Source organism: Flavobacterium sp. LHD-80, from assembly GCF_030929605.1.
Classification (GTDB): Bacteria; Bacteroidota; Bacteroidia; order Flavobacteriales; family Flavobacteriaceae; genus Flavobacterium.
Window position 1 is genome coordinate 712,241 of record NZ_JAVFVS010000004.1, and the last position, 25,450, is coordinate 737,690.

Below are 25,450 nucleotides of genomic sequence, written 5' to 3' on the forward strand. Positions count from 1 at the left end.
ATGAAAACTAAAAATTTTAAATACATATATATTGCTTTGGCAATGGCAGCTTTAGGATCTTGTTCTGAAGATTTCGTAACCATTGACCCGCAAGGAAAATTTGACACAAGTACTTACTTTTCTAATGAATCAGAGTGTTACGCTGCTTTGATTGGAACTTATGATCCAATTAGAAAAAATACAGGTGGTTTTGAGAACTTGGTAGCAATGCTAAATGCTGGATCTGATGATTTCTATGCTGGTGGAGGTGGTCCTACAGACGGTACTGGAATTCAAAATTTCTCTACACACTCACTTAGTTCGATCTTAGTTCCAGGAAGTTACTGGAGTGATCATTACCAAGGTGTTTCTAGAGCAAACATTTTGATTGAAAAAATTCCAGCTGCGACGATGGATGCTAATAAGAAAACTAGATTTATTGCTGAAGCAAAAACACTTCGTGCACTTTACTATTTCAATTTAGTAAGATTGTTTAAAAACATTCCTTTGATTTTGGAGCCTTTAAACACTGGAACTATTTACAGCCCAGAGCAAGCTACACCAGCGGCAGTTTACGCACAAATCGAGAAAGATTTGCTTGAAGCAATTCCTGGTTTGCCAAATACTATTGATGTAGCAACTGAAGGTGGAAGATTTAATAAAGGTGCTGCACAAGCATTACTTGGAAAAGTATATTTATTTGAAGGTAAAAAGCCTGAGGCGGCTGCAGTTTTGGCTCAAGTAAATGGAACTCCAGGTGCAGCAAATCAATACGGAAATAAATTACTTGCTAAATTCAGTGATTTATGGGTTGTTGCTAACAAATTCAATTCAGAGTCATTAATTGAAGTATCTCACTCTAGTGCAGGAAACTCAAACTGGGATTTCTGGGGTTCTGGAAGAGATGAAGGAAACTCATTAAACGTTATGGTTGGACCTAGAGGTTATTCTAAAAAAGGTTCTAACGCGCCAGATCTTCCAGCAGGATGGAGTTTTAGTGTTCCAACTCAAAAATTGTATGATTTCATGAAAAACGATCCACGTTTTGCTGCTACAATTCTTGACGTAAAAGCGCTTAAAACAGCTGGAGAAGCTGATTATATTGGTGGTTACCAAGATACAGGTTATTTCTTGAACAAATTCCTTCCTAGAACAGCTGATGTTCGTACTGGTGGAGGTGCTGCTGAGTTAAACTACAAACAAGATTCTTATATCATCAGACTTGCTGATACGTACTTGATGGAAGCAGAAGCATTAGGTTCTGGACCTAGAGCACAAGCATTGCTTGATGCAGTTAGAGCTAGAGTTGGTTTGGCATCTGTTCCTGTAACATTAGACGCTATCAAAGCTGAAAGAAGAATGGAGTTAGCTGGTGAAGGACATAGATTTTTTGATTTAGTAAGATGGGGAGATGCAGCAGCTGCATTATCTGACAGAGGTTTCAACGCTGGTACAGATGAGATTTTCCCAATTCCATATACTGAGTTAAATGGAACTAAATTGAAACAAAATCCTAACTATCAATAGTAGAATTAACCAAAAAAACCGAAAAAAATGAACCTAAATATAAATATAAAAAGAAGTGTATTCCTAATGCTAGCTATAGCATTAGGTACACTAACAAGCTGTGACGACGAGGTTAATCCTAATACTCTAATAGCTTCAAACGTTGATGCTTCATTTACTTTTACACCAGTTGCTGGTGCAGTAAATACTTATCTTGCAGTTGCTCAGCCTAAAGGTGTAATCTCATCAATGTGGGATACTGGAACTGGTGCTTCTCCAGGAAAAATGACTGAGACTATTGTTCTTCCAGATGCTGGAACTTACACTATTACGCACACAGCTGTTGGAGCAGGAGGAGCTTTAGGTACTGCTACTACTCAAGTTACTGTTGCAACTTCAGATCCTGTGAAAGGAAACCTTGTAAAAGGAGGTTCTTTTGCAACTGCTGCGGATCAGGCTAACTGGAAAAAAGTAATTTACGGTACTGGTGCAGACTGGACATATAGTGCAAAAGGTGCTACTGTAAGTGGTGGTCATGCTGGAATTTATCAAGCAATCGACGTTATCAAAGACAAAGAATACACAATTGACATGGTTATTTCTGGTGGAGCTTCAAAAGATATGTGGTTTGAAGTTTACGCTGGTAAAGTAGATCCTGCAACTATTACTGGAGATTACAGTGATGGTGGAAAAGTAATGGGATTAAATACTTGGGATGGTTGTGGAAACACTCCAGTTTCTGGTAAATTATCTGCTATTGGATGTACTAAAAATGTTAGATTAGGTGTAATCAGTAATGTTGTAAAATTTGATATTACAGGTAAAATTTATTTAATGATTAGATGCGGTGGTGGAATTGCTCCAGGCGGTATCACAATCAAAGGCGTGGAATTACGCGGAAAATAATAAAGTTAAGTTAAGTTTAAGTTTGGTTGTAAATAGCCCATAATCGTTATGAGTATGGGCTATTTTTTAAATCCTTCCTTAAGCTGTCAGGAAATGAGTTTCTGAGAACTTGTAATTAGAAATAAATTAATAAGGAAAGAATGAAAAATAATAGTTTAAAAATTCTATGTTTTTTGTTTTCAGTGGCTGTTTTTGCCCAGTCCAAAGCAAAAAAAGAATTTACAACCAACGGAAAAAAAATAACCGTATATACAACAGCAGAGAATTCTAATTTAAGATTAACATCTACTGATAATTTAACTTTTTCAGCATCAAAACAGCCTCTAGAAGTAGAATCATCTGTATTTGTTGAACCATCAAAAAAGTTTCAGACTTTCATGGGAATTGGAGGCGCAATTACAGACGCGAGTGCCGAAATTTTTGCTAAACTTTCAAAAGAAAAACAAGCAGAATTCTTAAATGCTTACTACGATAAACAAAAAGGTATAGGCTATTCTTTGCTAAGAACAACGATTCAGAGTTCTGATTTTAGCAGTGGAAGCTATTCTTATATCAAAGAAGGCGATAAGGATTTAAAAACCTTTTCTATTGAGCATGACAGACAATTTCGTATTCCGTTAATCAAACAGGCTATCGCGAAGGCTGGCGGGAAATTAACAACTTATGTTGCTCCATGGTCGCCAAATGCTTTCATGAAAGACAACAAAAATGTGCTTAAAGGTGGAACTTTATTGCCTGAATATTATCAGACTTGGGCTAATTTTTATGCCAAATTTATAAAAGAATACGAGAAAGAAGGAATCCCGATTTGGGGAACTTCCACTCAAAATGAGCCAATGGCGGTTCAAACTTGGGAATCTTGTATTTATACTGCCGAAGCCGAAAGAGATTTTATCAAAAACTTTCTTGGGCCAACTTTGAAAAAAGAAAAACTTGGAGATGTAAAAATCATTGTTTGGGATCACAATCGTGATTTGATGAACTACAGAGCAAATGTAATTTATTCTGATCCAGAAGCTTCAAAGTACGTTTGGGGAATGGGATTCCATTGGTACGAAACATGGTCTGGCGGGGCTTCAATGTTTGACAATGTTGGAAAAGTCAACGAAGCTTACCCTAACAAAGGTCTTTTATTTACTGAAGGATGTGTTGAGAAATTTGATGCCAAAAAATATCAGTTTTGGGGTAACGGTGAAAGATACGGTATCTCTATGATTAATGATTTTAATAATGGAACAGCTGGATGGACAGACTGGAACATTCTTTTAGATCAAAATGGAGGACCAAACCACGTTGGAAACTTCTGTTTTGCACCAATTCACGCTGATACAACAACTGGTGAATTAATCTATACGCCATCTTATTATTATATCGGACATTTTTCAAAATTTATTCACTTAAATGCAGTTCGAGTTAGTACTGCTGTGAGCAGAAGCGCTTTATTGAGCACTTCATTTTTAAATACTGATGGTACAATGGCAACAATTGTCATGAACCAGTCAGACAAAGAAATTACCTATAACTTAATTATAGCAGCTGAAAAGACTGTAGTTAAGATTCCTGCGCATGCTATACAAACACTTGTATATTAATATTATTTGTAAATAATGAGGGTTGATTTGAATCATCCATATTGACCCTCAATTTACTTTTTCTAAATTAAATCGATTTTTTTAAAGTATAATGAAAGCCATAAGCAGCCTTTTAATCGTCCCAATACTATTACTGCAATTTAGTTGTAATTCATCAAAAATTGCAGGTGCTTCTGCGGTTTCTGATTCCAAATCAAATAAAAAAATAACGGTTTACACTACAGCCGAAAACACGAATTTTAAATTATCATTATCGAATAATTTAATTTCAAACAACACATCACAACAAACAACTTCATCAGTATCTATCAATGTAGATCCTGAACATACAGATCAGACTTTCCTTGGAATTGGAGGTGCGATTACAGATGCAAGCGCTGAAGTTTTTGCAAAACTATCTCCAAAAAAGCAACAGGAATTTCTAACCGCTTACTACGACAAAAACAAAGGGATAGGTTATTCATTAGCCAGAACCAACATTCATAGCTGCGATTTTAGCAGTGACAGTTACACTTACATTGCAGAAGGTGACAAGGAATTAAAAACCTTCAACATTGATCATGATCAAAAATATAGAATTCCACTTCTAAAAAAAGCAATCGAAACAGCCGGCGGGAAATTAACTTTATTTGTCAGTCCGTGGAGTCCCCCAGCTTTCATGAAAGACAATAATGATATTTTGCACGGCGGCGTTTTGTTGCCAGAGTTTGCTCAGTCTTGGGCTAATTATTATGCGAAATTTATAAAAGCATACGAAAAAGAAGGTATTCCAATTTGGGGATTAACCATTCAAAATGAACCAGCGGCAAAACAAAGATGGGAATCTTGTATTTATACGCCTGAAGCCGAAAGAGATTTCTTGAAAAACTTCCTTGGACCCACTTTGCAAAAAGAAGGACTTGGTTCAAAAAATGTAATTATTTGGGATCACAACCGTGGCGAAATGCTTGAAAAACGCGCTAATCTTGTTTTCTCTGATCCTGAAGTTTCAAAATTTGCTTGGGGAATTGGATTTCACTGGTACGAAACTTGGAGTGGCGGACCACCAAGATTTGAATCTGTGGGCGAAGTTCACAAAGCTTTTCCAAATAAAGGACTTTTATTTACAGAAGGCTGTATTGAAAAATTTGATGCTACAAGATTTCAGTTTTGGGGAAATGCCGAACGTTATGGTCTTAACATGATTAATGATTTTAACAACGGAACAGTAGGCTGGACAGACTGGAATATTCTTCTTGACCAAAACGGAGGTCCAAATCATGTTGGTAATTTTTGTTTTGCACCAATTCACGCCGATGTTACTAAAGATGAATTAATCTACACACCAATGTATTATTATATTGGTCATTTCTCAAAATTTATTCATGCAAATGCAAAACGTATAACACAGACAATTAGTGATAAAACCCTTTTAAGTACGTCATTCAAAAATACCGACGGAAAAATTGCCACTATCGTAATGAACCAATCCGATAAAGATGTTGTGTATAATTTAACCAGCAACACTTTAAAAACTACTATTACTATCCCGGCACACGCTATTCAAACTATTGTTTACTAGCGGTCTATTAACTAAAAAAACTATAAAAATGAAATTCAATTTAAAAACCACTATAAAAGCATTATTTTTTGCTTCAGCAATATTTGCTCAAGTAAAATGTTCCTCTTCAAATGACGCGACTGATCCGCCACCAGTTACGCCGCCAGTTGTAACTCCGCCGGTGACGGTAACAAATGATGTTGATTTTTGGCTTACAAAAAGCAATCAAAGTGTTCTTTTGGCTAAACAGGCAACAACATTAGGATTTGGAACTACTTATAATACGTTTCCTAATATTGTTGTTGATGAAGCAATAAAATATCAGACTGTTGATGGTTTTGGATACACTCTTACCGGAGGAAGTGCCGATGTAATCAATCAAATGATTCCAGCGAAAAAAAGCGCTCTTTTACAAGAACTTTTTGGTTCAGGCGAAACTTCAATCGGAATCAGTTACATCAGAATCAGTATTGGTGCGTCTGATCTAAATGCATCTCCTTTTACATATGACGATCTTGCAACAGGAGAAACAGACATGGATTTGGCAAAATTTAGTTTAGATAAAGATAAAACTGGCGTAATTGCGCTTTTGAAAGAAATTCTGGCAATCAATCCAAAGATTTTAATTTTAGCAACTCCATGGTCAGCACCACTTTGGATGAAAGATAAAGACAGTTTTATTGGAGGAAAATTGCAAACAAAATATTATGATGTTTACGCCAAATATTTTGTAAAATATATTCAGCAAATGAAAGCTGAAGGTATTACCATTGATGCAGTAACGCCTCAAAATGAACCTTTGCATGATGGAAACAATCCAAGTATGTACATGTCTGCTGTTGAACAGGCAAATTTTATAAAAACAAATCTTGGGCCTGCATTTAAGGCTGCGGGAATAAAAGCAAAAATTATTGCTTATGATCATAACTGTGATCAACCAAGTTACCCAACAACAATTTTGGGTGATGCTGGTGCATTTCCTTTTGTAGACGGTTCAGCATTTCATTTGTATGCTGGAGATATCAGCGCTCTTTCAAATGTTTACAATGCTTTTCCAACTAAAAACGTGTATTTCACTGAACAATGGACTTCGTCAACAGGCGAATTTGGAGGCGATTTAAAATGGCATCTTAAAAATGTAATTATTGGTTCAATGAGAAATTACAGTAAGAATGCATTAGAATGGAATTTAGCTAATAACGGTTCATTCGAACCTCATACTGTAGGCGGATGTAATATGTGCAAAGGTGCTTTAACCATAACTTCAAGTGAAAGTTTTCAGCGTAATGTTGCTTATTATATTATTGCGCATGCGTCGAAATTTGTTCCAGCTGGTTCTGTTAGAATTGGAAGTAATATTAGCGGAAGTCTTCAAAATGTCGCTTTCATTACGCCAACAGGTTCAAAAGTTTTAATTGTTGAAAATGACGGAGCTGATATGCAAATTTTCAATATTAAATTCAATGATAAATGGGTTACGGTTACTCTAGATGGAGGATCAGTAGGAACATTTACTTGGAAATAATAACGCAGTTTACAACGACGGATAAATAATTTCGGCATGAAAAAAATAATTACAGGAGCATTGTTTTTATTGACAGCTGTTTCTTTTGCACAAGGTTTTTTGCATAGAGACGGACAAAATATTGTTGATGGAAACGGCAAAAATATAATTTTAAGAGGATTAGGCCTTGGTGGCTGGATGGTTCAGGAAGGCTATATGTTGCAGACACAGCCATTCGCGAGTCCGCAATATCAGATCAAACAAAAAATTCAGGACGTTATTGGCGACCAGGGAACTAAAGAGTTTTATGCTGCTTATAAAGCAAACGGAATCACGAAAAGAGATATTGATTCGTTAGCAAAATGGGGATTCAATTCGGTTCGCCTTCCAATGCATTATAATTTGTATACGCCATCAATTCAGGAAGAAAAAAATGGTGAAATTACTTTTCTAGAAGAAGGTTTCACGATGACCGATAATTTATTGAAATGGTGTGCTGAAAACAAATTGTATTTGATTTTGGATTTGCACGCTGCGCCGGGCGGACAAGGAAATGATGCTGCGATTTCTGATTACGATACTACAAAGCCATCACTTTGGAACAGTGAAGCGAATCAGAAAAAAATGATTGCTTTATGGAAAAAACTGGCTTCTCGTTACAGAGATAATCCGTGGATTGGTGGTTATGATATCATTAACGAGCCAAACTGGAACTTCACAGGAACTAATAAAAATGGTTGCGATGAAAATTCAAACGGACCGTTACGAGATTTAATGGTAGCGGTTACAAAAGCAATTCGCGAAGTCGATACCAACCACATGGTTATTATTGAAGGAAATTGCTGGGGTAATAATTATAACGGAATTTTTCCTTTATGGGATGAAAATATGGCATTGAGTTTCCATAAATATTGGAACTATAACACTGTAGGTTCAATTCAAAAAATGTTGGATTACAGAAAACAATACAATGTACCAATTTGGTTAGGAGAAAGTGGAGAAAATTCAAATGTTTGGTTTAAGGATGTTCTGACTTTGGTTGAAGGAAACAACATTGGATGGGCATTTTGGCCAATGAAAAAAATCGAGAATATTGCTGGTGTGGCTTCGGTTACTAAAATTCCAGAATATGATGTTTTATTGAAATATTGGAAAGATGGAGGGCAAAAACCAAGTCCAGAGTTTGCAAAGAAAACGCTTATGAAAATGGCTGATAATTACAAAATGGAAAACGTAACCGTTAAGCCAGATGTAGTCGATGCAATGTTCAGACAAGTTCAAACAAACGACACAAAACCGTATAAAAATCACACTATTCCTGGAAAAATTGCTGCAACGCAATATGATTTGGGAACAAACGAATACGCTTATTCTGATAAAGATTTTATCAATTACAGAGTTGAAACAGGAAAGTTTGATGAGTGGAACAAAGGAAATACCATGCGAAATGACGGCGTAGATATTTTGCCTTGCAAAGACGCTGGATCAAATGGTTATCAAGTTTCTTTTATTGAAGATGGCGAATGGCTTCAATTCACTTCAGAAGTTAAAAAGCAAAATAAATACAAAGTTACCATACGTTATTCAAGCGAAAAATCAGAAGGAAAAGTGCATTTTGAAACAGCCGACGGTAAAAAATCAGAATCGATTGTACTTCCTGCAACTGGTGGAAATGATAAATGGAAAACCGTTGTTTTATCTGGAGTAGATTTACAAGCAGGAACAAATAAAATCAAAGCTGTTTTTGAAAAAGGAGGCTTCAATTTGAATTATTTAGATTTTTCTGAGGCAAAAAAATAAGCTTCGCAATTAAAAACTAATCAAAACTAAATGCAATGAAACTATATAATTTAATGAAGAAAACAGGTTTTTTGTTGTCATTGCTGTTTGTCAGCCTGTCTTGTAGCAGTGGCAATGATGCAGGTGATGAAACACCACCCGTAGCAACCGGACCTTCAAATCTTTCTGTTACTGTAGAAGTAATTGGCAAAACTGCTGATAAACCCGATGGCGACGGAAGCGGAAAAGTAAAATTGACAATTACAGCTTCAAATGCAACATCATATAAAGTGGTGATTGATAATCAGACAAAAGAAATTACAGCGGGCGATTTAACTTATGAGTTTACAACTTCTGGAACTAAAAGCTACCCAATTATAGTTTCTGCATACAACGGATTACAGTTTGTAAGCACAACAACTTCGGTAAATGTTTTTGTCGCGAGAAAATTACTTTGGGCTGATGAATTTGACGTAAATGGCGCTCCAAATACCGCAAAATGGGGTTACAATACAGGAACTGGAAACGGATGGGGAAATAATGAATTAGAATATTACACCACTCGTCCTGAAAATGTAATTGTTGAAAATGGACTTTTAAAAATCAAAGCAATTAAAGAAGAATATATGGGAAGCCATTATACTTCGGCAAGATTGCTTACAAAAGGGAAATTCTCATTTAAATACGGCCGTGCCGAAGTTCGCGCAAAATTGCCAGTTGGTGGAGGAACATGGCCAGCTTTCTGGATGTTGGGCGATAATATTGATACAGCTCCGTGGCCAGCCTGTGGTGAGGTTGATATTTTAGAATCGGTTGGGAATAATCCAAATGTAAACCATTCTTCTTTGCATTCGCCGGGACGTTCAGGGAATACGCCTGATACTGCTATAACAACAGTTCCAAATTCAGCAACAGAATTTCACGTTTATGCAGCCGAATGGAGTGCGCAAAGCATTAAATTTTATGTCGACGACAATTTATTTTATACATACGGAAACACTAGTTCAACACCATTTAATGCCAACTTTTTCTTGATTTTGAATCTAGCAATGGGAGGGAATTTTGGTGGAACTGTTGATCCTAATTTTACAAATGCAACTTTCGAAGTTGATTACGTAAGAGTGTACAATTAACATTAATTTTTTTCTGTAAAGTCTCGGAAACACTAGCTTTACAGATTAAAATTTTTTAAAATATGAAAAAGATAATTAAAGTTAGTGTAGCAGTATTCTTGCTTTTTGTAAGTAATTCATTTTATGGCCAAAATCTAAAAATTATGACCTACAATATTCGTTTGGATATTGCTTCTGACGGAGAAAATGCGTGGCCAAATCGAAAGAATTATTTTGCTTCTCAAATACAATTTTACAGTCCTGATATTTTTGGAGTTCAGGAAGCGACTCCAAATCAGGTTACAGATATAGCTTCGGCTTTGTCTGAATATAAAAATTTTGGAGTTGCAAGAGAAGGTGTTGGAAAAGGAGAAGCTTGTACGATTTATTATAAAAAAGCACGTTTTCAGCTATTGGAGTCTAATACGTTTTGGCTTTCAGAAACGCCAGATGTAATTTCAAAAGGTTGGGACGCGACGTACAATAGAATTTGCACGTATGGTCTTTTTAAAGATTTAAAAACGAAGAAAATATTTTATGTTTTTAATCTGCATTTGGATCATATGGGAGAGGTTGCCAGAGTAAAAGGCGTTGAACTTGTTTTGTCAAAAATTACGGTAGTTAATGCAAAAAAATATCCTGCTTTTTTAATGGGAGATTTTAATTCGGAGCCTGATACAAAACAAATTTTGGAAGTAAAAAAAGTAATGGATGACACGAAAGATGTTTCAGTTGAAAAACCTTTTGGACCATCTGGAACGTTCAACGATTTTAAACATGACAAACCTGTAACCTTATTGCTTGATTACATTTTTGTTTCAAAAAATAGCGGATTAAAGATTTATAAACATGCAGTTTTAAGTGATTCTAAAGATTTAAAATATCCATCAGATCATTTACCTGTTTTAATAGAAGTAGATTAAAAATGAAAAATAGTAGCAAAAAACTTCAAATTTTACTTTTACTGCCTTTAATAGCAGTTCAAATAAAATGCGGTTCTTCAAAAAGTACAGCTTCCAATACTGGAAAAGCTGCATCTTGGATTACAACCACAGATGAAACATCAAAATTGAAAAAACAGCCAGAATTGGTTTTTAATTCTGATGTAAATTCGAATCAGACCATCACTGTTGACGCTTCGCAAAAATTCCAGACTATTGAAGGTTTTGGATTTTCTTTAACTGGAGGAAGTGCTCAGACTATCTTGAAATTGGATAAGGCAAAAAGAGAAGCATTGCTTCAAGAGCTTTTTTCAAGAAAAAATGATGCAGTTGGTATAAGTTATTTAAGAATCAGTATTGGTGCTTCAGATTTGAATGAAGTAGTTTTTTCGTATGATGATATGCCAGAAGGCCAAACCGATTTAAAGTTGGAACATTTTAATCTTGGCCCAGATTTAAAAGATGTGGTTCCGGTTTTAAAAGAAATTTTAGCTATAAATCCGAAAATCAAAATTATGGGTTCTCCGTGGTCGCCTCCAGTTTGGATGAAAGATAACGGAAGCTCAAAAGGAGGTAGTTTACAGCCAAAATATTACCAAGTTTATGCTGAATATTTTGTGAAATACATTCAAGCAATGAAAGCGCAAGGAATTGTAATTGATGCCATAACGCCTCAAAATGAGCCTTTGCATCCTGGAAACAATCCTAGTATGTTGATGTTGGCTGAACAACAAGCAGATTTTATTGGAAATAATTTAGGACCAGCTTTCAAAGCAGCGGGAATTAAAACCAAAATTATTGTTTACGATCACAATTGCAATAAACCAGAATATCCTTTGACGATTTTAAAAAATGCAAAAGCATATCCATTTGTTACTGGTTCTGCTTTTCACTTATACGAAGGTGATATCAACGCTTTGACAACAGTTCACGATGCGTTTCCAGACAAAGATTTATATTTTACAGAACAGTATACCGGTTCAAAAAGCAGTTTTGAAAATGATTTGAAATGGAGTGTAAAAAATGTGGTGATTGGTTCAATGCGTAACTGGAGTAAAAATGCACTTTCATGGGGATTGGCAAATGATGAAAACTACAAACCATTTACGCCAGGCGGATGTTCTACTTGCAAAGGCGCTTTAATGATCGATCAAAATCAGAATATTAAAAGAGAAGTAGGCTATTATATTATTGGTCATGCTTCAAAATTTATTCCTGAAGGATCAGTAAGAATTGGAAGTAATATCGCTGGTAATTTACATAATGTTGCTTTCAAAACACCATCAGGACAAATTGTGCTAATTGTTGAAAATGATGGAACTGAAGCAGAGACATTCAATATCAAATACAATCAAAAACAAATTTCAACTACTTTAAACGCTGGCGCAGTTGCAACTTACGTTTGGTAATCAAAATTAAATTCATGAAGAAATTAACCACATTTGCCTTGTTGATGGCCTCGCTTTTTGCGGTGGCACAACAGCAGACAATAGATCAAAAAGTGAATGATCTGTTGAAAAAAATGACTATTGAAGAAAAAATAGGTCAGCTTAATCAATATACGGGTGATAATCAGGCAACAGGGCCAATCACGATAAATCCGAACAAACAATCTGAAATTAAACAAGGTTTAATTGGTTCGATGCTGAATATCATTGGAACAAAATATACAAGACAATATCAGGAATTAGCGATGCAGTCACGTCTAAAAATTCCGTTGTTGTTTGGTCAAGATGTTATTCATGGGTATAAAACAACATTTCCAATTCCGTTAGCTGAAGCAGCAAGCTGGGATTTGCCTGCTATCGAATTAGCAGCTAGAGTTGCAGCAACAGAAGCGGCAGCAAGCGGTATTCACTGGACATTTGCTCCAATGGTTGATATTGGCCGTGATCCAAGATGGGGAAGAGTTATGGAAGGTGCTGGAGAAGATACTTACTTGGGTTCTAAAATTGCTTATGCACGTGTAAAAGGTTTTCAAGGAAATAAATTAGGCGATTTAAACTCGGTTATGGCTTGCGTAAAACACTTTGCGGCTTATGGCGCAGGTGTTGGAGGAAGAGATTATAACTCTGTTGATATGAGTGAAAGAATGTTGCTTGAAACGTATTTACCTCCTTTCAAATCGGCTTTAGATGCTGGTGCGGCAACTTTTATGAATTCATTTAATGATTTAAACGGAGTTCCTGCGACAGGAAATGCACATTTACAGCGTGATATTTTAAAAGGAAAATGGAATTTTCAAGGTTTCGTAGTTTCTGACTGGGGATCAATTGGAGAAATGGTAGCACACGGTTACTCAAAAGATCTTAAAGAAGCGGCCTATTCTGCAATCACTGCAGGAAGTGATATGGACATGGAAAGTAATGCGTATCGTTACAATCTTGCTGCTTTAGTAAAAGAAGGAAGAGTTTCTATTGATTTGATTGATGATGCAGTAAAACGTATTTTACGTAAAAAATTTGAATTAGGTTTATTTGATGATCCTTACAAATATTCAGATGATAAAAGAGCTGAGAAAGTTTTAAACAATTCTGAAAACAGAAAAGCAGCGCTTGAAGTAGCACAAAAAAGTATTGTTTTATTAAAGAATGATAATCAAACTTTGCCACTTTCTAAAAACCTAAAAACAATTGCGTTTATTGGGCCAATGGTAAAAGAATACAAAGCCAATATGGGATTTTGGTCTGTTGAATTGCCGGATGTAAATTACGATAAATGGGTAGTTTCACAATGGGATGGTTTGCAGAATAAAGTAGGGAAAAATACAAAATTACTTTACGCGAAAGGTTGTGATGTTACTGGAGACAATAAAGATGGTTTTGCTGAAGCAGTAGAAACTGCAAAACAAGCCGATGTTGTTATTTTGAGTATTGGTGAAAGACACGACATGAGTGGTGAAGCAAAAAGCCGAAGCGATTTGCATTTGCCAGGTGTTCAGGAAGATCTAGTAAAAGCGATTCAGGCAACAGGAAAACCAGTTGTTGTTTTAGTAAATGCAGGACGACCACTTATTTTTAACTGGACTGCAGACAACGTTCCGGCAATTGTATACACTTGGTGGTTAGGAACAGAAGCTGGAAATGCAATCGCAAATGTTTTATTTGGAGATTATAATCCGTCAGGGAAATTGCCTATGACTTTCCCGAGAGAAGTTGGTCAAATTCCAATTTACTATAATCATTTCAGTACTGGAAGACCAGCTAAAAATGAAGATTCAAAAAATTATGTTTCGGCTTATATTGATTTGAAAAACTCACCAAAATTCCCATTCGGATACGGTTTGAGTTATACAAAATTTGATTATTCAGGTTTGAAATTATCATCTGCAAAAATCAAAAGCAATGAGACAATCAAAGTTTCTTTCCAATTATCAAATGTTGGAAAAGTGGCCGGAGAAGAAGTAGTGCAATTGTATTTGAAAGATAAATTCGGATCTGTTGTTAGACCAGTTTTAGAATTAAGAGATTTCCAAAAAGTGAAATTAAATGCGGGAGAATCTAAAACAATTGAATTTACAATTGACAAAGAGAAACTTTCTTTCTACAATAATAAATTAGAATGGGTTGCTGAACCAGGAGATTTCGAAGTAATGATTGGAGCTTCGTCAGCAGATATAAAACTTAGAGCAGACTTTGAATTAGTACAATAGTAGAAGTCAATTTTAAATTGGCGTTATGGATTTTATAAAGGTTTTGAATTATTTCAAAACAGTATTTATAAAATCCATAGCGCCAATTCCTTTGTATGATGCGTACAAAGCTTTGTCAAAAGCTTCGCGTTTTGCCTTTTTATCTTTTGCTTCAGTTTCAACAATCATTTCGTTGAAAATTTTTTCTTGCTGTTGGCTGTATTTTATAGATTCTTCCAATAAATACGTTTTCGAAACAAATCCGAAAGAAGTCCAGATTTTGGTTCTTATTCTTTTGTTTATATCTTTTAATGGATTCGTACTCATAGCTCTCACATTGACTTTCTGAATGTATATAAAAGAGGTAAATTCAAAATTTACATCTTAATTTTCTTACTGTATTGTTTAAAATAATAACAAAATTATTTAAATGTGTTATTATGACGCAATGTACTTATTTTTTTTATATTTGATTTTAATTTTAAGTTAAAATTGTGAGCGACACACTTATTTAACAAATGCTATTTTTGTCTTTAAACGTTGTTAATTGTTTTGTTTTTATAAAAATAGAGTAAATTGCAGGGTTATTTGATAAAGAAAAAGGCGCAATTAAATGTCAAAAATGCTAAAAGACATCATAGAAAATAATGAAAATTATCAGCCTGGGCTGTCGATTGACTGTGTCATTTTTGGCTTTCACGATAACCAGCTTAAGGTTTTGCTTATCAAAGTAGACCAAAATCCGAAGTGGTCGTTGCCCGGTGGATTTATTCCTGTAGATCAGGATATTGATACTGCAGCGGTAACTATTTTAAACGACAGAACTGGCGTTGATGGTATTTTTTTAAGACAGTTTGCCACCTTTGGAAAAGTAAAAAGAAACGATCAGCACTTTGATAAACAGGTTCTAGAATATTTACAAATCGAAGAGGCAAAAGGTAAATGGTTAATGCGCCGTTTTGTTACAATTGGCTATTATGCTTTGGTTGATTTTTTAAAAACGATCCCAAAACCTTCGAGCGATCGTGAAATTGTAGAATGGATAGACCATAAAGAAGTTCCGGAACTTATTTTAGACCACAAAGAAATTCTGGATAAAGCATTGAACACTTTGAGAACTGAATTGAATTTAATGCCAATTGGTTATAATTTATTGCCTGAGAAATTTACGATTCCAGAACTTCAAAAATTGTATGAAACGATTTTGGACAAAAAACTGGATAGAAGAAATTTTCTTAGAAAAATAACTAATATCGGAATTCTCAATAAGCTTGACGAAAAGAAAAGCAATGTTGCACACAAAGCGCCAAACTTATATTCTTTCGATAAAGAAAAATATGATGAAGTCCTGAAAAACGGATTGAATCAGGGTTGGTAAGAAACAGTAAAATATAGTCAACAAAAACCTGTCAGGTTTACTAAAACGATATGCAATGGTAAATTTTGAAACTTTCAGAAAATTAGCTTTAGCATTTTCAGATGCAACTGAAGAACCGCATTTCGAGAAAACCTCTTTTCGCGTCAACAAGAAAATTTTTGCCACTTTTGATGAAAAAAATAATCGTGCCGTTCTAAAATTAAACGAAATCGATCAATCTGTTTTTTGTGCTTCAAGCGAAATGATTTTTTATCCAATTCCAAATAAATGGGGAAAACAAGGTTGGACAATTGTTGAACTTTCAAAAGTAAGACACGAAATGTTTGAAGATGCTTTGAAACTTTCTTACCAAAATGTAGCTCCAAAAAAGAAGAAATAATTTAACGTACAATAGTTCTAAAAGTCAAATTTACTCTTGGTTTTTGAGTTGTTTTTGTTGGAGGTAATCGATGCAACCAATGCGTTTGCGTTTCATCTTTCATAACCAATAAGCTTCCGTGTTCTAAAATTAGAGAAACAACTTCTTTTGAATCTTTATGTTTGAAAGCAAACTTTCTTTCAGCACCAAAACTTACCGAACCAATCGCGCCATTCTTTTTTAAATCTTTCTCAGCATCGCTGTGCCAAGCCATTCCTTCTTCTCCAGAATGATATAAATTGAGCAGACAGGAATTGAACGTTTCTCCCGTTTTTTCTTCAATGATTTTCTTTAATTCCAGTAATTCTTTTGTCCAAGGAAGTGCTTTTTTTGTTGTATTCGAATAGGTATATTCAAATTCTTGATCACCGTACCAAGCCACTTTTCGTTTGGTCAAAATTAATTTTCCAAAGATTATTGCTTCATCGTTTTTCCATTCGATTGTATTTAATAAAGTATCACGATAAAAATCAGCTTCTGTTCTGGGAAATAATTTTCCGTAATAATTTACAGTTCCGTCTTTCGGAAGCAGATTTGTGTTTTCGTCACTTTCGGGATTAAATAAGTCCATTTTTCCAGTTTTGATATTCGGTTTTCATGCAATGTCCGCAAGGTCTGAAACCGTTTTGTCTGGCTTCATTTTCAGATAAAAAGAAAACGCGATTCTCACGTTTCATTCTTTTTCCCGAAGAACATTTTAAAGTTCCGTAGATTTTTAATTTTTGGTTTCCACCAAAACAAATTTCCGCATTTTTAATTTTAAGAAGCAATTCTGCATTAGATATTTTTTGGTGTTGAATCATTTATTTTAGATATATTTTTTATTGTAGAGAGATGTACAAGAGTACGCCTTCAAGCGTGTAAATCTCTCGCAAAGGTGCGAAGGCGCAAAGTTTTTTCTCATTTTTGTCATTTCGACGAAGGAGAAATTTTCGCAAGTAACTCCGCAACAATACTCCAATCTTTGTCGAGCTTCTCGCGAAGATTTCTCCTTCGTCGAAATGACAAACTGTATGGAAACGTTGTTAAAAAAACTTTGCGACTTCGTGACTTTGCGAACAAAAATCACGAAAGTGCATCATGAAAAATAATCCCCAATGTATATCGCTCGCCAGAATGAACTTCACTCACACCATGTTTCATATTAACCCGATAATAACCTTTTGTTCCTTTTACAGGTCTAAAATTGGTTGTAAAAATTAAAATATCTCCTTTTTTTGGTTTCAACACAATTGCCTTTGATTGTGCTCTTGGCATTTGTTGTGTCAATACAAATTCTCCGCCGGTAAAATCTTCATCGGGTTCGTTTAGAAAAAGTACTATTTGAATTGGGAAATAAACATCTCCATATAAATCCTGATGCAAAGTATTGAATCCGCTTTTACCGTATTTAAGAATTAAAACAGTTGCTTTGAGTTGATTATTGTCGTGACATTGTTTTAATAATTCTTCGTGTTTTTCAGGAAAAAAAGTATTGATATTTAACGCTTTCATCCATGCATTTGCGATCGGTGCCAATTTCGGATAAATTGATGACCTTATGTTTTGAATCAAATCCGGCAACGGATAGTTGAAATATTTGTATTCACCTAAACCAAAGCGATAGCGTTCCATGACAACCGTTTTTCGGTATAAATTTGGATTATCATAATCGAATTTTAAGTCTTCACATTGTTCATTAGTAAGTATGTTTGGAATTATTGTGAATCCATTTTCGTGCATAGATTCGGTGATGCTTTCCCAGTTTTGAGAAGCAATTTTGTGTTGTATATTTTGCATAATTATTTTAGATTGTTTTTTTTGCCACGAATTACACGAATTGCACAAATTTTTATTCTGATTGATAAAAAAAATAATTCGTGAACATTCGTGTAATTCGTGGCAGAATAACTATGGATTTATCTGCGCGCCTTCCCAGCCAATTATGGCTGTTTTTCGGGTATTTCCCCACATATAGCCACCGAAAATTCCAGAAGATTGAATGACACGATGACACGGAATTAAAAATGCAACAGGATTACTTCCAATTGCTGTTCCAACCGCTCGTGAAGCATTGGGTTTTTGAATTTGATGTGCAATAGTTCCGTAAGTTGAAAGTTGTCCCATCGGAATTTTAAGCAAGGTTTCCCAGACTTTCAATTGAAAATCGGTACCTTTTAAATGCAGTTTTATTTCGGATAATTTGCTCCAGTCATTTTGGAAAATAAAAAGAGCGTTTTGCTGTGCCAGATCTAATTTTCGAGAAAAAGTTGCATTCGGGAATTTGTGTTTTAAATCATTAAATCCGATTTCTTCACTTTCGGCGAAAGCCATAAAACAAACGCCTTTTTGAGTTGAAGAGACAATTATATTTCCAAACGGACTTTCGGCAAAACTGTAGTTTATTTCGAGATTTTTTCCGCCATTTTTATATTCTGCAGGAGTCATTCCTTCGATATTTACAAATAAATCATGAAGTCGGCTGGTTCCTGAAAGGCCCGTTTCAAAAGCCGTTTCAGATATTGTTGCCTGATTTTCTTTGAGTAATTTCTTGGCGTGCTCTAAACTTGTATACTGCAAAAACTTCTTCGGACTTGTGCCTGCCCATTCGCTAAAAAGCCTTTGAAAGTGAAACGGACTCAAATGCACTTTCTCTGCAACCTCATCAAGATTAGGCTGATCTTTAAAATTTGCTTTGATATAATCGATGGCTTCTGCAATACGATTATAATTAATGGTTTCTTGTGTGTTCATTTTCTTTCCATTTTATAAGGCAAAGATCGATTGGTTTTGGCGGGTATAAAATCCGAAACTTGCGGAAATGGTTTTTTGCTTGTTTTGTTTCAGGTTTCAGGTTTCAAGTTGAGTTGGAACGTGAAACTTGAAACAAACTATTTCAATTCTTTTTCCATTTTGTAATTTATAATCTCAACGCCTTTTACTATGTTTTTTTGTATGGTTTTTACAGCGAATCCTTTCTTTTCAAAAAATGGTTTTGCAGTTATACTTACATCAGAAGTTATAGATTTTGAATGATGATTTTTAGCTTCAAGTTCTAATTCGTTAAAGATTTTGTTGGCGATTCCTTTTCGTTGAAAATCTTTGTGAATGAAGAATAAATCAATGTAATTGCTGTCTTTCAAAGTTCCGAAACCAGCAATTTTGTTTTCGATTATTGCAAGTAAAACAAATTGTTTTTCGATAACGTCAACCCAGCGTTGTGTGTTTTCTGCTCCAGAGACCCAAGCATTTATCTGATCAGGATTATAATCGTTTTTGCAGACAGATTGAATAGTTTGGACAAACAATTTCTGCATTTCTAGAAGATCTGAGATTGTGGCTTTTCGAAAGTTCATAGCTAAATATATTTCCTTAATTAAGGATTCGTGATAGTATCATTTGATACTATCAGAAATTGAATCAAAAGATTTTAATGTGCCACAGTTTTAGAAAAAACATTAATTATAATCACGCCAATTACAATCAAAGCCAAGCCAATTATTGCTGGTAAATCTGGTATTTCTTTGAAGAAAATAGCACCAATTGCTGTAATTAAAACAATCCCAACTCCAGACCAAATTGCGTAAGCAAAACCAACAGGAATAGTTCTGATCGCAAAACTTAAACAATAAAACGCACCGCAATAACCAATAACGGTGATGATGCTCGGAATTAATTTAGTAAATTCTGAAGATTTTTTTAATGCCGAAGTTGCTATGATTTCGAAAATTATGGCAACGAATAAAAATAAAAAGTTCTTCATGGTTTGTGTTTTTTACAAAGTTAAGCTTTGTTTGAAACCGAAAAGAATTTATTTATCGAATATGAATTTCTGTTTCATTGTTTTTTACTGCATCAAAACAATCAATGCACAGCATTTTAAAATCGGCTTTGGCTTGAAAAACGGCAGTCCACTCTTCTCCATTATCAAGAAGCCATTGTTCGCATTGTCCGCACCATGCAATTTGTGGAAGATCTTCTTTGACTTCTGAATAATAAAAACCTACTTTTTCTTTTGAGTCTATTGCCATTGCAATGTGAATACAGGCAAAAGTCATTTCTTTTAAACCATGTGTTTCACATAAAACTTTTTCGATCATTTTTTTTGATATTCTAGAGTTCAAATTTAAATTTAAAATTTCAGGAGGCATAAAATAATAACACAATATTTAAAGTTCTTGGTTTACGTGCGCGTGAGGGATAGGAGGAAGCTACCGAAGTAGCCCGGATAGCCCGACAGCATTTAAGAAAAGGCCTAATGCGCGCAAAGCATAGTTAGGCCTTTTTTTAAATGGTGGCACGCCCTGATAATTTTAGATTGACAAAATTGCTATGGATTGAGTGATAATCCAACGCTGAAAAATAATCTTACTTTGTCTATATTATTTATCCACGATGTGTCAAAATGAATTGGGCCTAAAATAGACTGGTACGAAATTGCGGCTCCTCCAGATATTACAAGACTAGGCTCGATATTATCATCCCAATTTCCTTTTGGGCTAAAGGCATGGTCGATGTAATCATCAAAAGTATCAAAACCAACAGTTGCAATATTAAAATGAGGTGTCAGATAAATTTTTCCAGTTAGATTTATTTGAGATCCGAGTCTAAGTCCTAGATATTGTGTTACATTGAGCTCGTCTTCGTGAAGACCAGCAAATGAAAAACGATTAGCGCCAGAACTTGGAATAATGCCTCCCAAGAAATATTTTGAAGCATATCCAAATCCTGAAAACGGAATTTGATCGTCTTTAAGTTTATCTTGAAAGATAAAATAAGAATCAAACCCAACAATTCCTGTAATTTTCTTTTTTAAAGATATTCTCTTCTCAATACCTAAGCCAAATTTTGTGTAACCATTTGTTGAGCCGGAAATAGATGTTAAAGCTGGGTCAGAGAAAGAGGCGTCAATATTGGTTAGAAATGAACGTGATAGATTTGATTTTATAATGGTTCCCTCTGTAGCAAAGAAAACTTTATCCATGTCATTGTACGAATAATGCATGTTGAATTCGATATTGTTAAAGCTGTAGTTGTTTATTGAAATTGCATTAGGATTGTATTCTCGATCGTATTTTGGTTTTAAATTGGTGTAGTGATAGTTTAGGCCAAAACCAAAATAACTTTTCAGCGAATTTAAATTTCTGTTTATCTCATTGTTGAATTCAAAAGCATTATAAAGCATGTTGTCTGATGCCTTTCCGTTTATGTAAATTTCTTGTCGCAACAAAGCTCCATAAGCTTCAGTTGCCCACCACCATTCTCTATGCCCGCCAAAATTCTTTTGATAATTGATTCTGGCTTTGGGTTGTTCTGCAATATCAACCGTTACCAGAAGGCGAGAAGCGTCTGCTAGAATGTTTCTTCCGGTGTAATTAAAAATGATTCCGACTCCTCTATAAGTGTCATAGTGGATTGAGGTGTTGAGCTGATTTTTAGCGCGTTCAAATCCAAACAAGGTAATTCCGAGTTTGTCGCCATCTTTGACAAAATAGCTATATGTAATCTCATCAAAGAGATTAGTTCCCATAGCTCTGTTAATTCCTGCTATTAAATCTTTGGTCGTGTATTTTACATGCGTTTTCAAATTCGCTCTTCCAACAACCAAAGGAAGGTTTTCAGGGCTTATTTTTTTATAAACGATCGTGTCTAGAACAAATTCTTTGGGCATATCCGGCAATGCGTGAGTTCGTTGCGAAAATCCCTTTAGTTTTTCGGACAAAGCAATTAAAGCCGGAAGATTTTGATTTGTTGCTATTTTACCGTCTTTGTAAATTTCATTGCTATCTGCAAAATCGGCGGTAGAGAAACGCAAGTTAGGTAAATGGTCAACCAATATTGTACAGCGATCACGATTTTCAGGATTCTTAATATTACTCGGAAACATACTGGTTTGCATCAATATTGTCATAACATTGTTCAGTTTGTCTATGGGTTCCAATCCGCCACCAACATCACTCCCAATAATAATGTCAGCTCCCATTTTTTGAGCAACATCAGTCGGGAAATTATTTAAGACTCCTCCATCTACTAATACTGATTTTTCGTAAGGCATTGGCTTGAAAATCGCAGGCAATGACATACTTGCCCGCATAGCATAAGCTAAACTGCCTTTGCTTAAAATAACTTCTTTTCCCTCAACCAAGTCTGTAGCCATGGCTCTAAAAGGTATTGGTAGGCTATCAAAATCTCTAACATTATATACGGGAAAGGTTAATTCGGAAAGGTATTCCCTCAGATTTTGATCATTTAAAAGAGAACCAATACTATTAAGTTTCCCATCTTTAACGCCAATTCCCACTACATATCTTTGAAATTCTCTTTTTTCTTCTGCACTTACAGATCGCAATGATTGCCCTCCGCCAAGGAGTTTGTCCCAATAAATATTTTTGGTGATTTTTTCGATACTATCTCCGGAATATCCCATGGCGTATAAACCGCCAATAATGCTTCCCATACTATTTCCAACAATAAGATCCGGAACAATGTGCAGAGAATCCAGTTTTTGCAAAAGCGGAATATGCGCAATTCCTTTTGCACCGCCACCGCTTAATACTAAAACGACTTTAGGTTTTTTTTCCTGAGAAAAAATGATGTGCGGAAGACACAATAAAAACAAGAAGACGAATAAATAAGATGTTTTTTTCAAGAGTACAGTGTTTATGTAGTTGAGAAATAGTAACTTATTTTAATTCTTAAAATTAAGGAGTTATTCTTAGAAAAGCATATTTTTTGAAAGAAATCTTTATTCTGTATCGAAAAAGACATTTTATTTATTACTTAAAAATAGAAAACCCGACAGGTTTTTAAAACCTGTCGGGTTTGAAATATATTTCTAAAAAATCAGAAATCTATCCCGAAGCCTCGGGACTGAAATCTAAAATAGATTAATATCTGTAGTATTCTGGTTTGAATGGACCTTGAACTTCAACACCAATGTAAGCAGCTTGATCTTCTCTTAAAACTTCAAGTTCAACGCCTAATTTAGCTAAGTGTAAAGCAGCAACTTTTTCATCTAAATGTTTTGGCAACATGTAAACGTCATTGTTGTAAGCAGCACTATTGTTCCATAATTCGATTTGAGCCAAAGTTTGGTTTGTAAATGAGTTACTCATTACAAAACTTGGGTGACCTGTAGCACAACCAAGGTTTACTAAACGACCTTCAGCCAAGATGATGATATCTTTTCCAGCGATGTTGTATTTGTCAACCTGAGGTTTGATTTCGATTTTAGATGCACCGTGGTTTTTGTTTAACCAAGCCATATCAATTTCGTTATCGAAGTGACCAATGTTACAAACAACAGTTTTGTCTTTCATTTGCTCGAAGTGCTCTCCAAGAACGATATCTTTATTTCCTGTAGTTGTAATGATGATATCAGCATTAGCAATTACAGTGTTTAATTTTTTAACTTCATAACCGTCCATTGCAGCTTGTAGAGCACAAATTGGATCGATTTCAGTAACAGTTACAATAGAACCTGCACCTCTGAAAGAAGCAGCGGTTCCTTTTCCAACATCACCGTATCCGCAAACTACAACTCTTTTTCCAGCTAACATTAAGTCAGTTGCACGACGTACAGCATCTACAGCAGATTCTTTACAACCGTATTTGTTATCAAATTTAGATTTAGTAACAGAGTCATTAATATTGATTGCAGGCATTGGAAGAGTTCCAGCTTTTACTCTTTCGTAAAGTCTGTGAACACCAGTTGTAGTTTCTTCAGAAAGACCTTTAATTCCAGCAACTAATTCTGGGTAACGATCAATAACCATGTTAGTCAAATCTCCACCATCATCAAGAATCATGTTCAATGGTTTTCTGTCTTCACCAAAGAATAAAGTCTGCTCAATACACCAGTCAAATGATTCTTCGTCTAGACCTTTCCAAGCATATACTGAAATTCCAGCAGCAGCAATAGCAGCAGCAGCCTGATCTTGAGTAGAGAAAATGTTGCAAGAAGACCAAGTAACCTCAGCACCAAGAGCAATTAAAGTTTCAATCAAAACAGCAGTTTGAATTGTCATGTGCAAACATCCAGCGATACGAGCACCTTTAAGAGGTTGTTCGTCTTTATATTCAGCACGAAGCGCCATTAAACCTGGCATTTCAGCTTCTGCTAATTCAATTTCTTTTCTTCCCCAAGCCGCTAGAGAAATGTCTTTTACTTTGAAAGCCACATAAGGCGTAGTCGATGTACTCATTTATATTATATTTGTATAATTGTAAATTTTTTGCAAATTTAAGGAATAGCTTTTTATTTTTACTACTTTCTCTAAGATTTGTGAAATCTTTAAATTCTTAATCTTTAGAATGTTAGTTTAGGAATCGTTTTTAAACCATATAAGCGATGTAAGTTCATTTAAAAAGATTCTGAAACTATTACCTTTGCACTGAATTGCTTATATTTACTAATACATTTTTGAGCCAACAGTTATATTTTCTTAAATGACATATATGGTTTAAAATGTGCCACCCATATTTATAATTAACCATTCATAATTTACAATTAAAAAGAATGCCTTTATTTCAGATCATACAGTTCAACGAAACGACAAAAATTTTAATTTGGGAAATAACAGAATCTCTAGAAGAATTGTTGAGTAAAGTTGTGTTGAAAGAAAAAACACAAAAGAGACTAGACGGAATGAAATCGCAAATGCATCAGCGTGCTTTTTTGAGTGTTCGTATGCTGATTCAGGAAATGGGTTTTACAGATAAAGATTTGCATTATGACGAATTTGGAAAACCTTATTTCGATTGCCATAATTATATTTCAATAACACATTCGTACCATTTTGCAGCAATTATTATAAGTCATGAAACTGTTGGGATTGACATGGAATTGCAACGCGAAAAGATTCAGCGAATTGCAGATAAATTTACTGACTTTGAATGCAGTTATTTACAACCAGAATTTACAGCAGAATATATTAAAAAACTAACTGTAATTTGGGGCGCTAAAGAAGCAATCTTTAAAATTAGAAATGAAAAAGGAATCAGTTTTAAAGACCATATTCAGGTTGAAGATTTTTCGTTAGATAAAACTCAAACGCAGGCAAGTCTCCATTTTGATGATTTGGTAAAAGATTTTAATGTGCAGTATCAAGAAGTTAAATCAGATAATTTTGAAGGAACTTTTACTTTGGTTTATGCGTTTGAAAAATAGTTTTTAGTCGCAGTGG

At 34.8% G+C, this 25,450-nt stretch carries 23 protein-coding genes; 13 read left to right on the forward strand and 10 right to left on the reverse strand.

Going from position 1 to position 25,450, the window contains the following annotated elements; translation table 11 throughout:
- From RB619_RS07585 to RB619_RS07630, 10 genes are all read left to right on the forward strand, one after another.
- Positions 1–1,506, forward strand: a complete 1,506-nt coding sequence (locus RB619_RS07585; RefSeq protein WP_308095977.1) for a RagB/SusD family nutrient uptake outer membrane protein — start codon at positions 1–3, stop codon at positions 1,504–1,506.
- 66 nt (positions 1,507–1,572) lie between these two features.
- Entirely contained in the window at positions 1,573–2,391 is an 819-nt protein-coding gene (locus tag RB619_RS07590; protein WP_308095980.1) for a hypothetical protein, read from the forward strand.
- A 140-nt stretch (positions 2,392–2,531) separates the two neighbouring features.
- A complete protein-coding gene (locus RB619_RS07595; RefSeq protein WP_308095982.1) occupies positions 2,532–3,983 on the forward strand; it encodes a glycoside hydrolase family 30 protein in 1,452 nt (483 codons plus the stop codon).
- Between the two features lie 91 nt (positions 3,984–4,074).
- Positions 4,075–5,544 (forward strand): glycoside hydrolase family 30 protein, encoded by a 1,470-nt coding sequence (locus RB619_RS07600; protein ID WP_308095984.1) that lies wholly within the window; start codon positions 4,075–4,077, stop codon positions 5,542–5,544.
- 28 nt (positions 5,545–5,572) lie between these two features.
- Positions 5,573–7,048 (forward strand): glycoside hydrolase family 30 beta sandwich domain-containing protein, encoded by a 1,476-nt coding sequence (locus RB619_RS07605; protein ID WP_308095987.1) that lies wholly within the window; start codon positions 5,573–5,575, stop codon positions 7,046–7,048.
- A gap of 36 nt (positions 7,049–7,084) precedes the next feature.
- Positions 7,085–8,827: a cellulase family glycosylhydrolase gene (locus RB619_RS07610; RefSeq protein WP_308095989.1), complete on the forward strand. Its 1,743-nt coding sequence runs from the start codon at positions 7,085–7,087 to the stop codon at positions 8,825–8,827.
- Positions 8,828–8,862: 35 nt separating this feature from the next.
- Positions 8,863–9,939, forward strand: coding sequence for a glycoside hydrolase family 16 protein (locus tag RB619_RS07615; RefSeq protein WP_308095992.1), 1,077 nt, complete (start codon positions 8,863–8,865; stop codon positions 9,937–9,939).
- Between the two features lie 62 nt (positions 9,940–10,001).
- The gene (locus tag RB619_RS07620; protein WP_308095995.1) at positions 10,002–10,841 is read left to right on the forward strand and encodes an endonuclease/exonuclease/phosphatase family protein; all 840 of its coding nucleotides are present in this window, start codon (positions 10,002–10,004) and stop codon (positions 10,839–10,841) included.
- Between the two features lie 2 nt (positions 10,842–10,843).
- Entirely contained in the window at positions 10,844–12,268 is a 1,425-nt protein-coding gene (locus RB619_RS07625; protein WP_308095997.1) for a glycoside hydrolase family 30 beta sandwich domain-containing protein, read from the forward strand.
- Between the two features lie 14 nt (positions 12,269–12,282).
- Positions 12,283–14,511: a glycoside hydrolase family 3 N-terminal domain-containing protein gene (locus RB619_RS07630; RefSeq protein WP_308095999.1), complete on the forward strand. Its 2,229-nt coding sequence runs from the start codon at positions 12,283–12,285 to the stop codon at positions 14,509–14,511.
- A 48-nt stretch (positions 14,512–14,559) separates the two neighbouring features.
- On the opposite strand, the gene RB619_RS07635 is transcribed toward RB619_RS07630, so the two are convergent.
- Positions 14,560–14,817, reverse strand: a complete 258-nt coding sequence (locus tag RB619_RS07635; RefSeq protein ID WP_308096001.1) for a hypothetical protein — start codon at positions 14,815–14,817, stop codon at positions 14,560–14,562.
- 295 nt (positions 14,818–15,112) lie between these two features.
- Between RB619_RS07635 and RB619_RS07640 the strand changes: the two genes are divergently transcribed.
- Positions 15,113–15,868: an NUDIX domain-containing protein gene (locus RB619_RS07640; protein ID WP_374119676.1), complete on the forward strand. Its 756-nt coding sequence runs from the start codon at positions 15,113–15,115 to the stop codon at positions 15,866–15,868.
- Between the two features lie 55 nt (positions 15,869–15,923).
- A complete protein-coding gene (locus tag RB619_RS07645; protein ID WP_308096007.1) occupies positions 15,924–16,247 on the forward strand; it encodes an MmcQ/YjbR family DNA-binding protein in 324 nt (107 codons plus the stop codon).
- Position 16,248: 1 nt separating this feature from the next.
- On the opposite strand, the gene RB619_RS07650 is transcribed toward RB619_RS07645, so the two are convergent.
- From RB619_RS07650 to ahcY, 9 genes are all read right to left on the reverse strand, one after another.
- Positions 16,249–16,857 carry an alpha-ketoglutarate-dependent dioxygenase AlkB gene (locus tag RB619_RS07650; RefSeq protein ID WP_308096008.1) on the reverse strand — a complete coding sequence of 203 codons (609 nt, stop codon included), beginning with the start codon at positions 16,855–16,857 and terminating at the stop codon, positions 16,249–16,251.
- Positions 16,844–17,089: an Ada metal-binding domain-containing protein gene (locus tag RB619_RS07655; protein ID WP_308096014.1), complete on the reverse strand. Its 246-nt coding sequence runs from the start codon at positions 17,087–17,089 to the stop codon at positions 16,844–16,846. The genes RB619_RS07650 and RB619_RS07655 overlap by 14 nt, the downstream gene beginning before the upstream one ends.
- 262 nt (positions 17,090–17,351) lie before the next feature.
- A complete protein-coding gene (locus tag RB619_RS07660; protein ID WP_308096016.1) occupies positions 17,352–18,065 on the reverse strand; it encodes a 2OG-Fe(II) oxygenase in 714 nt (237 codons plus the stop codon).
- A 111-nt stretch (positions 18,066–18,176) separates the two neighbouring features.
- On the reverse strand, positions 18,177–19,019 hold the full coding sequence (locus RB619_RS07665; RefSeq protein WP_308096018.1) for a methylated-DNA--[protein]-cysteine S-methyltransferase: 843 nt from the start codon (positions 19,017–19,019) through the stop codon (positions 18,177–18,179).
- A gap of 137 nt (positions 19,020–19,156) precedes the next feature.
- Complete coding sequence (locus RB619_RS07670) at positions 19,157–19,621, reverse strand: GNAT family N-acetyltransferase (RefSeq protein ID WP_308096020.1); 465 nt, start codon at positions 19,619–19,621, stop codon at positions 19,157–19,159.
- Positions 19,622–19,695: 74 nt separating this feature from the next.
- Complete coding sequence (locus RB619_RS07675) at positions 19,696–20,028, reverse strand: multidrug efflux SMR transporter (protein ID WP_308096022.1); 333 nt, start codon at positions 20,026–20,028, stop codon at positions 19,696–19,698.
- A 52-nt stretch (positions 20,029–20,080) separates the two neighbouring features.
- Positions 20,081–20,365 (reverse strand): hypothetical protein, encoded by a 285-nt coding sequence (locus RB619_RS07680; RefSeq protein WP_308096024.1) that lies wholly within the window; start codon positions 20,363–20,365, stop codon positions 20,081–20,083.
- A 230-nt stretch (positions 20,366–20,595) separates the two neighbouring features.
- Positions 20,596–22,914 carry a patatin-like phospholipase family protein gene (locus RB619_RS07685; protein ID WP_308096026.1) on the reverse strand — a complete coding sequence of 773 codons (2,319 nt, stop codon included), beginning with the start codon at positions 22,912–22,914 and terminating at the stop codon, positions 20,596–20,598.
- 238 nt (positions 22,915–23,152) lie between these two features.
- The gene (gene ahcY, locus RB619_RS07690) at positions 23,153–24,469 is read right to left on the reverse strand and encodes an adenosylhomocysteinase (RefSeq protein WP_308096028.1); all 1,317 of its coding nucleotides are present in this window, start codon (positions 24,467–24,469) and stop codon (positions 23,153–23,155) included.
- A gap of 314 nt (positions 24,470–24,783) precedes the next feature.
- On the opposite strand from ahcY, the gene RB619_RS07695 reads away from it, so the two are divergent.
- The gene (locus RB619_RS07695; protein ID WP_308096030.1) at positions 24,784–25,434 is read left to right on the forward strand and encodes a 4'-phosphopantetheinyl transferase superfamily protein; all 651 of its coding nucleotides are present in this window, start codon (positions 24,784–24,786) and stop codon (positions 25,432–25,434) included.
- Positions 25,435–25,450 lie beyond the last annotated feature (16 nt).

Coding starts and splice junctions, on each gene's coding strand:
- RB619_RS07585 (WP_308095977.1), top strand. CDS start 1: ATGAAAACTAAAAATTTTAAATACATATATATTGCTTTGGCAATGGCA.
- RB619_RS07590 (WP_308095980.1), top strand. CDS start 1,573: ATGCTAGCTATAGCATTAGGTACACTAACAAGCTGTGACGACGAGGTT.
- RB619_RS07595 (WP_308095982.1), top strand. CDS start 2,532: ATGAAAAATAATAGTTTAAAAATTCTATGTTTTTTGTTTTCAGTGGCT.
- RB619_RS07600 (WP_308095984.1), top strand. CDS start 4,075: ATGAAAGCCATAAGCAGCCTTTTAATCGTCCCAATACTATTACTGCAA.
- RB619_RS07605 (WP_308095987.1), top strand. CDS start 5,573: ATGAAATTCAATTTAAAAACCACTATAAAAGCATTATTTTTTGCTTCA.
- RB619_RS07610 (WP_308095989.1), top strand. CDS start 7,085: ATGAAAAAAATAATTACAGGAGCATTGTTTTTATTGACAGCTGTTTCT.
- RB619_RS07615 (WP_308095992.1), top strand. CDS start 8,863: ATGAAACTATATAATTTAATGAAGAAAACAGGTTTTTTGTTGTCATTG.
- RB619_RS07620 (WP_308095995.1), top strand. CDS start 10,002: ATGAAAAAGATAATTAAAGTTAGTGTAGCAGTATTCTTGCTTTTTGTA.
- RB619_RS07625 (WP_308095997.1), top strand. CDS start 10,844: ATGAAAAATAGTAGCAAAAAACTTCAAATTTTACTTTTACTGCCTTTA.
- RB619_RS07630 (WP_308095999.1), top strand. CDS start 12,283: ATGAAGAAATTAACCACATTTGCCTTGTTGATGGCCTCGCTTTTTGCG.
- RB619_RS07635 (WP_308096001.1), bottom strand. CDS start 14,817: ATGAGTACGAATCCATTAAAAGATATAAACAAAAGAATAAGAACCAAA.
- RB619_RS07640 (WP_374119676.1), top strand. CDS start 15,113: ATGCTAAAAGACATCATAGAAAATAATGAAAATTATCAGCCTGGGCTG.
- RB619_RS07645 (WP_308096007.1), top strand. CDS start 15,924: ATGGTAAATTTTGAAACTTTCAGAAAATTAGCTTTAGCATTTTCAGAT.
- RB619_RS07650 (WP_308096008.1), bottom strand. CDS start 16,857: ATGGACTTATTTAATCCCGAAAGTGACGAAAACACAAATCTGCTTCCG.
- RB619_RS07655 (WP_308096014.1), bottom strand. CDS start 17,089: ATGATTCAACACCAAAAAATATCTAATGCAGAATTGCTTCTTAAAATT.
- RB619_RS07660 (WP_308096016.1), bottom strand. CDS start 18,065: ATGCAAAATATACAACACAAAATTGCTTCTCAAAACTGGGAAAGCATC.
- RB619_RS07665 (WP_308096018.1), bottom strand. CDS start 19,019: ATGAACACACAAGAAACCATTAATTATAATCGTATTGCAGAAGCCATC.
- RB619_RS07670 (WP_308096020.1), bottom strand. CDS start 19,621: ATGAACTTTCGAAAAGCCACAATCTCAGATCTTCTAGAAATGCAGAAA.
- RB619_RS07675 (WP_308096022.1), bottom strand. CDS start 20,028: ATGAAGAACTTTTTATTTTTATTCGTTGCCATAATTTTCGAAATCATA.
- RB619_RS07680 (WP_308096024.1), bottom strand. CDS start 20,365: ATGATCGAAAAAGTTTTATGTGAAACACATGGTTTAAAAGAAATGACT.
- ahcY (WP_308096028.1), bottom strand. CDS start 24,469: ATGAGTACATCGACTACGCCTTATGTGGCTTTCAAAGTAAAAGACATT.
- RB619_RS07695 (WP_308096030.1), top strand. CDS start 24,784: ATGCCTTTATTTCAGATCATACAGTTCAACGAAACGACAAAAATTTTA.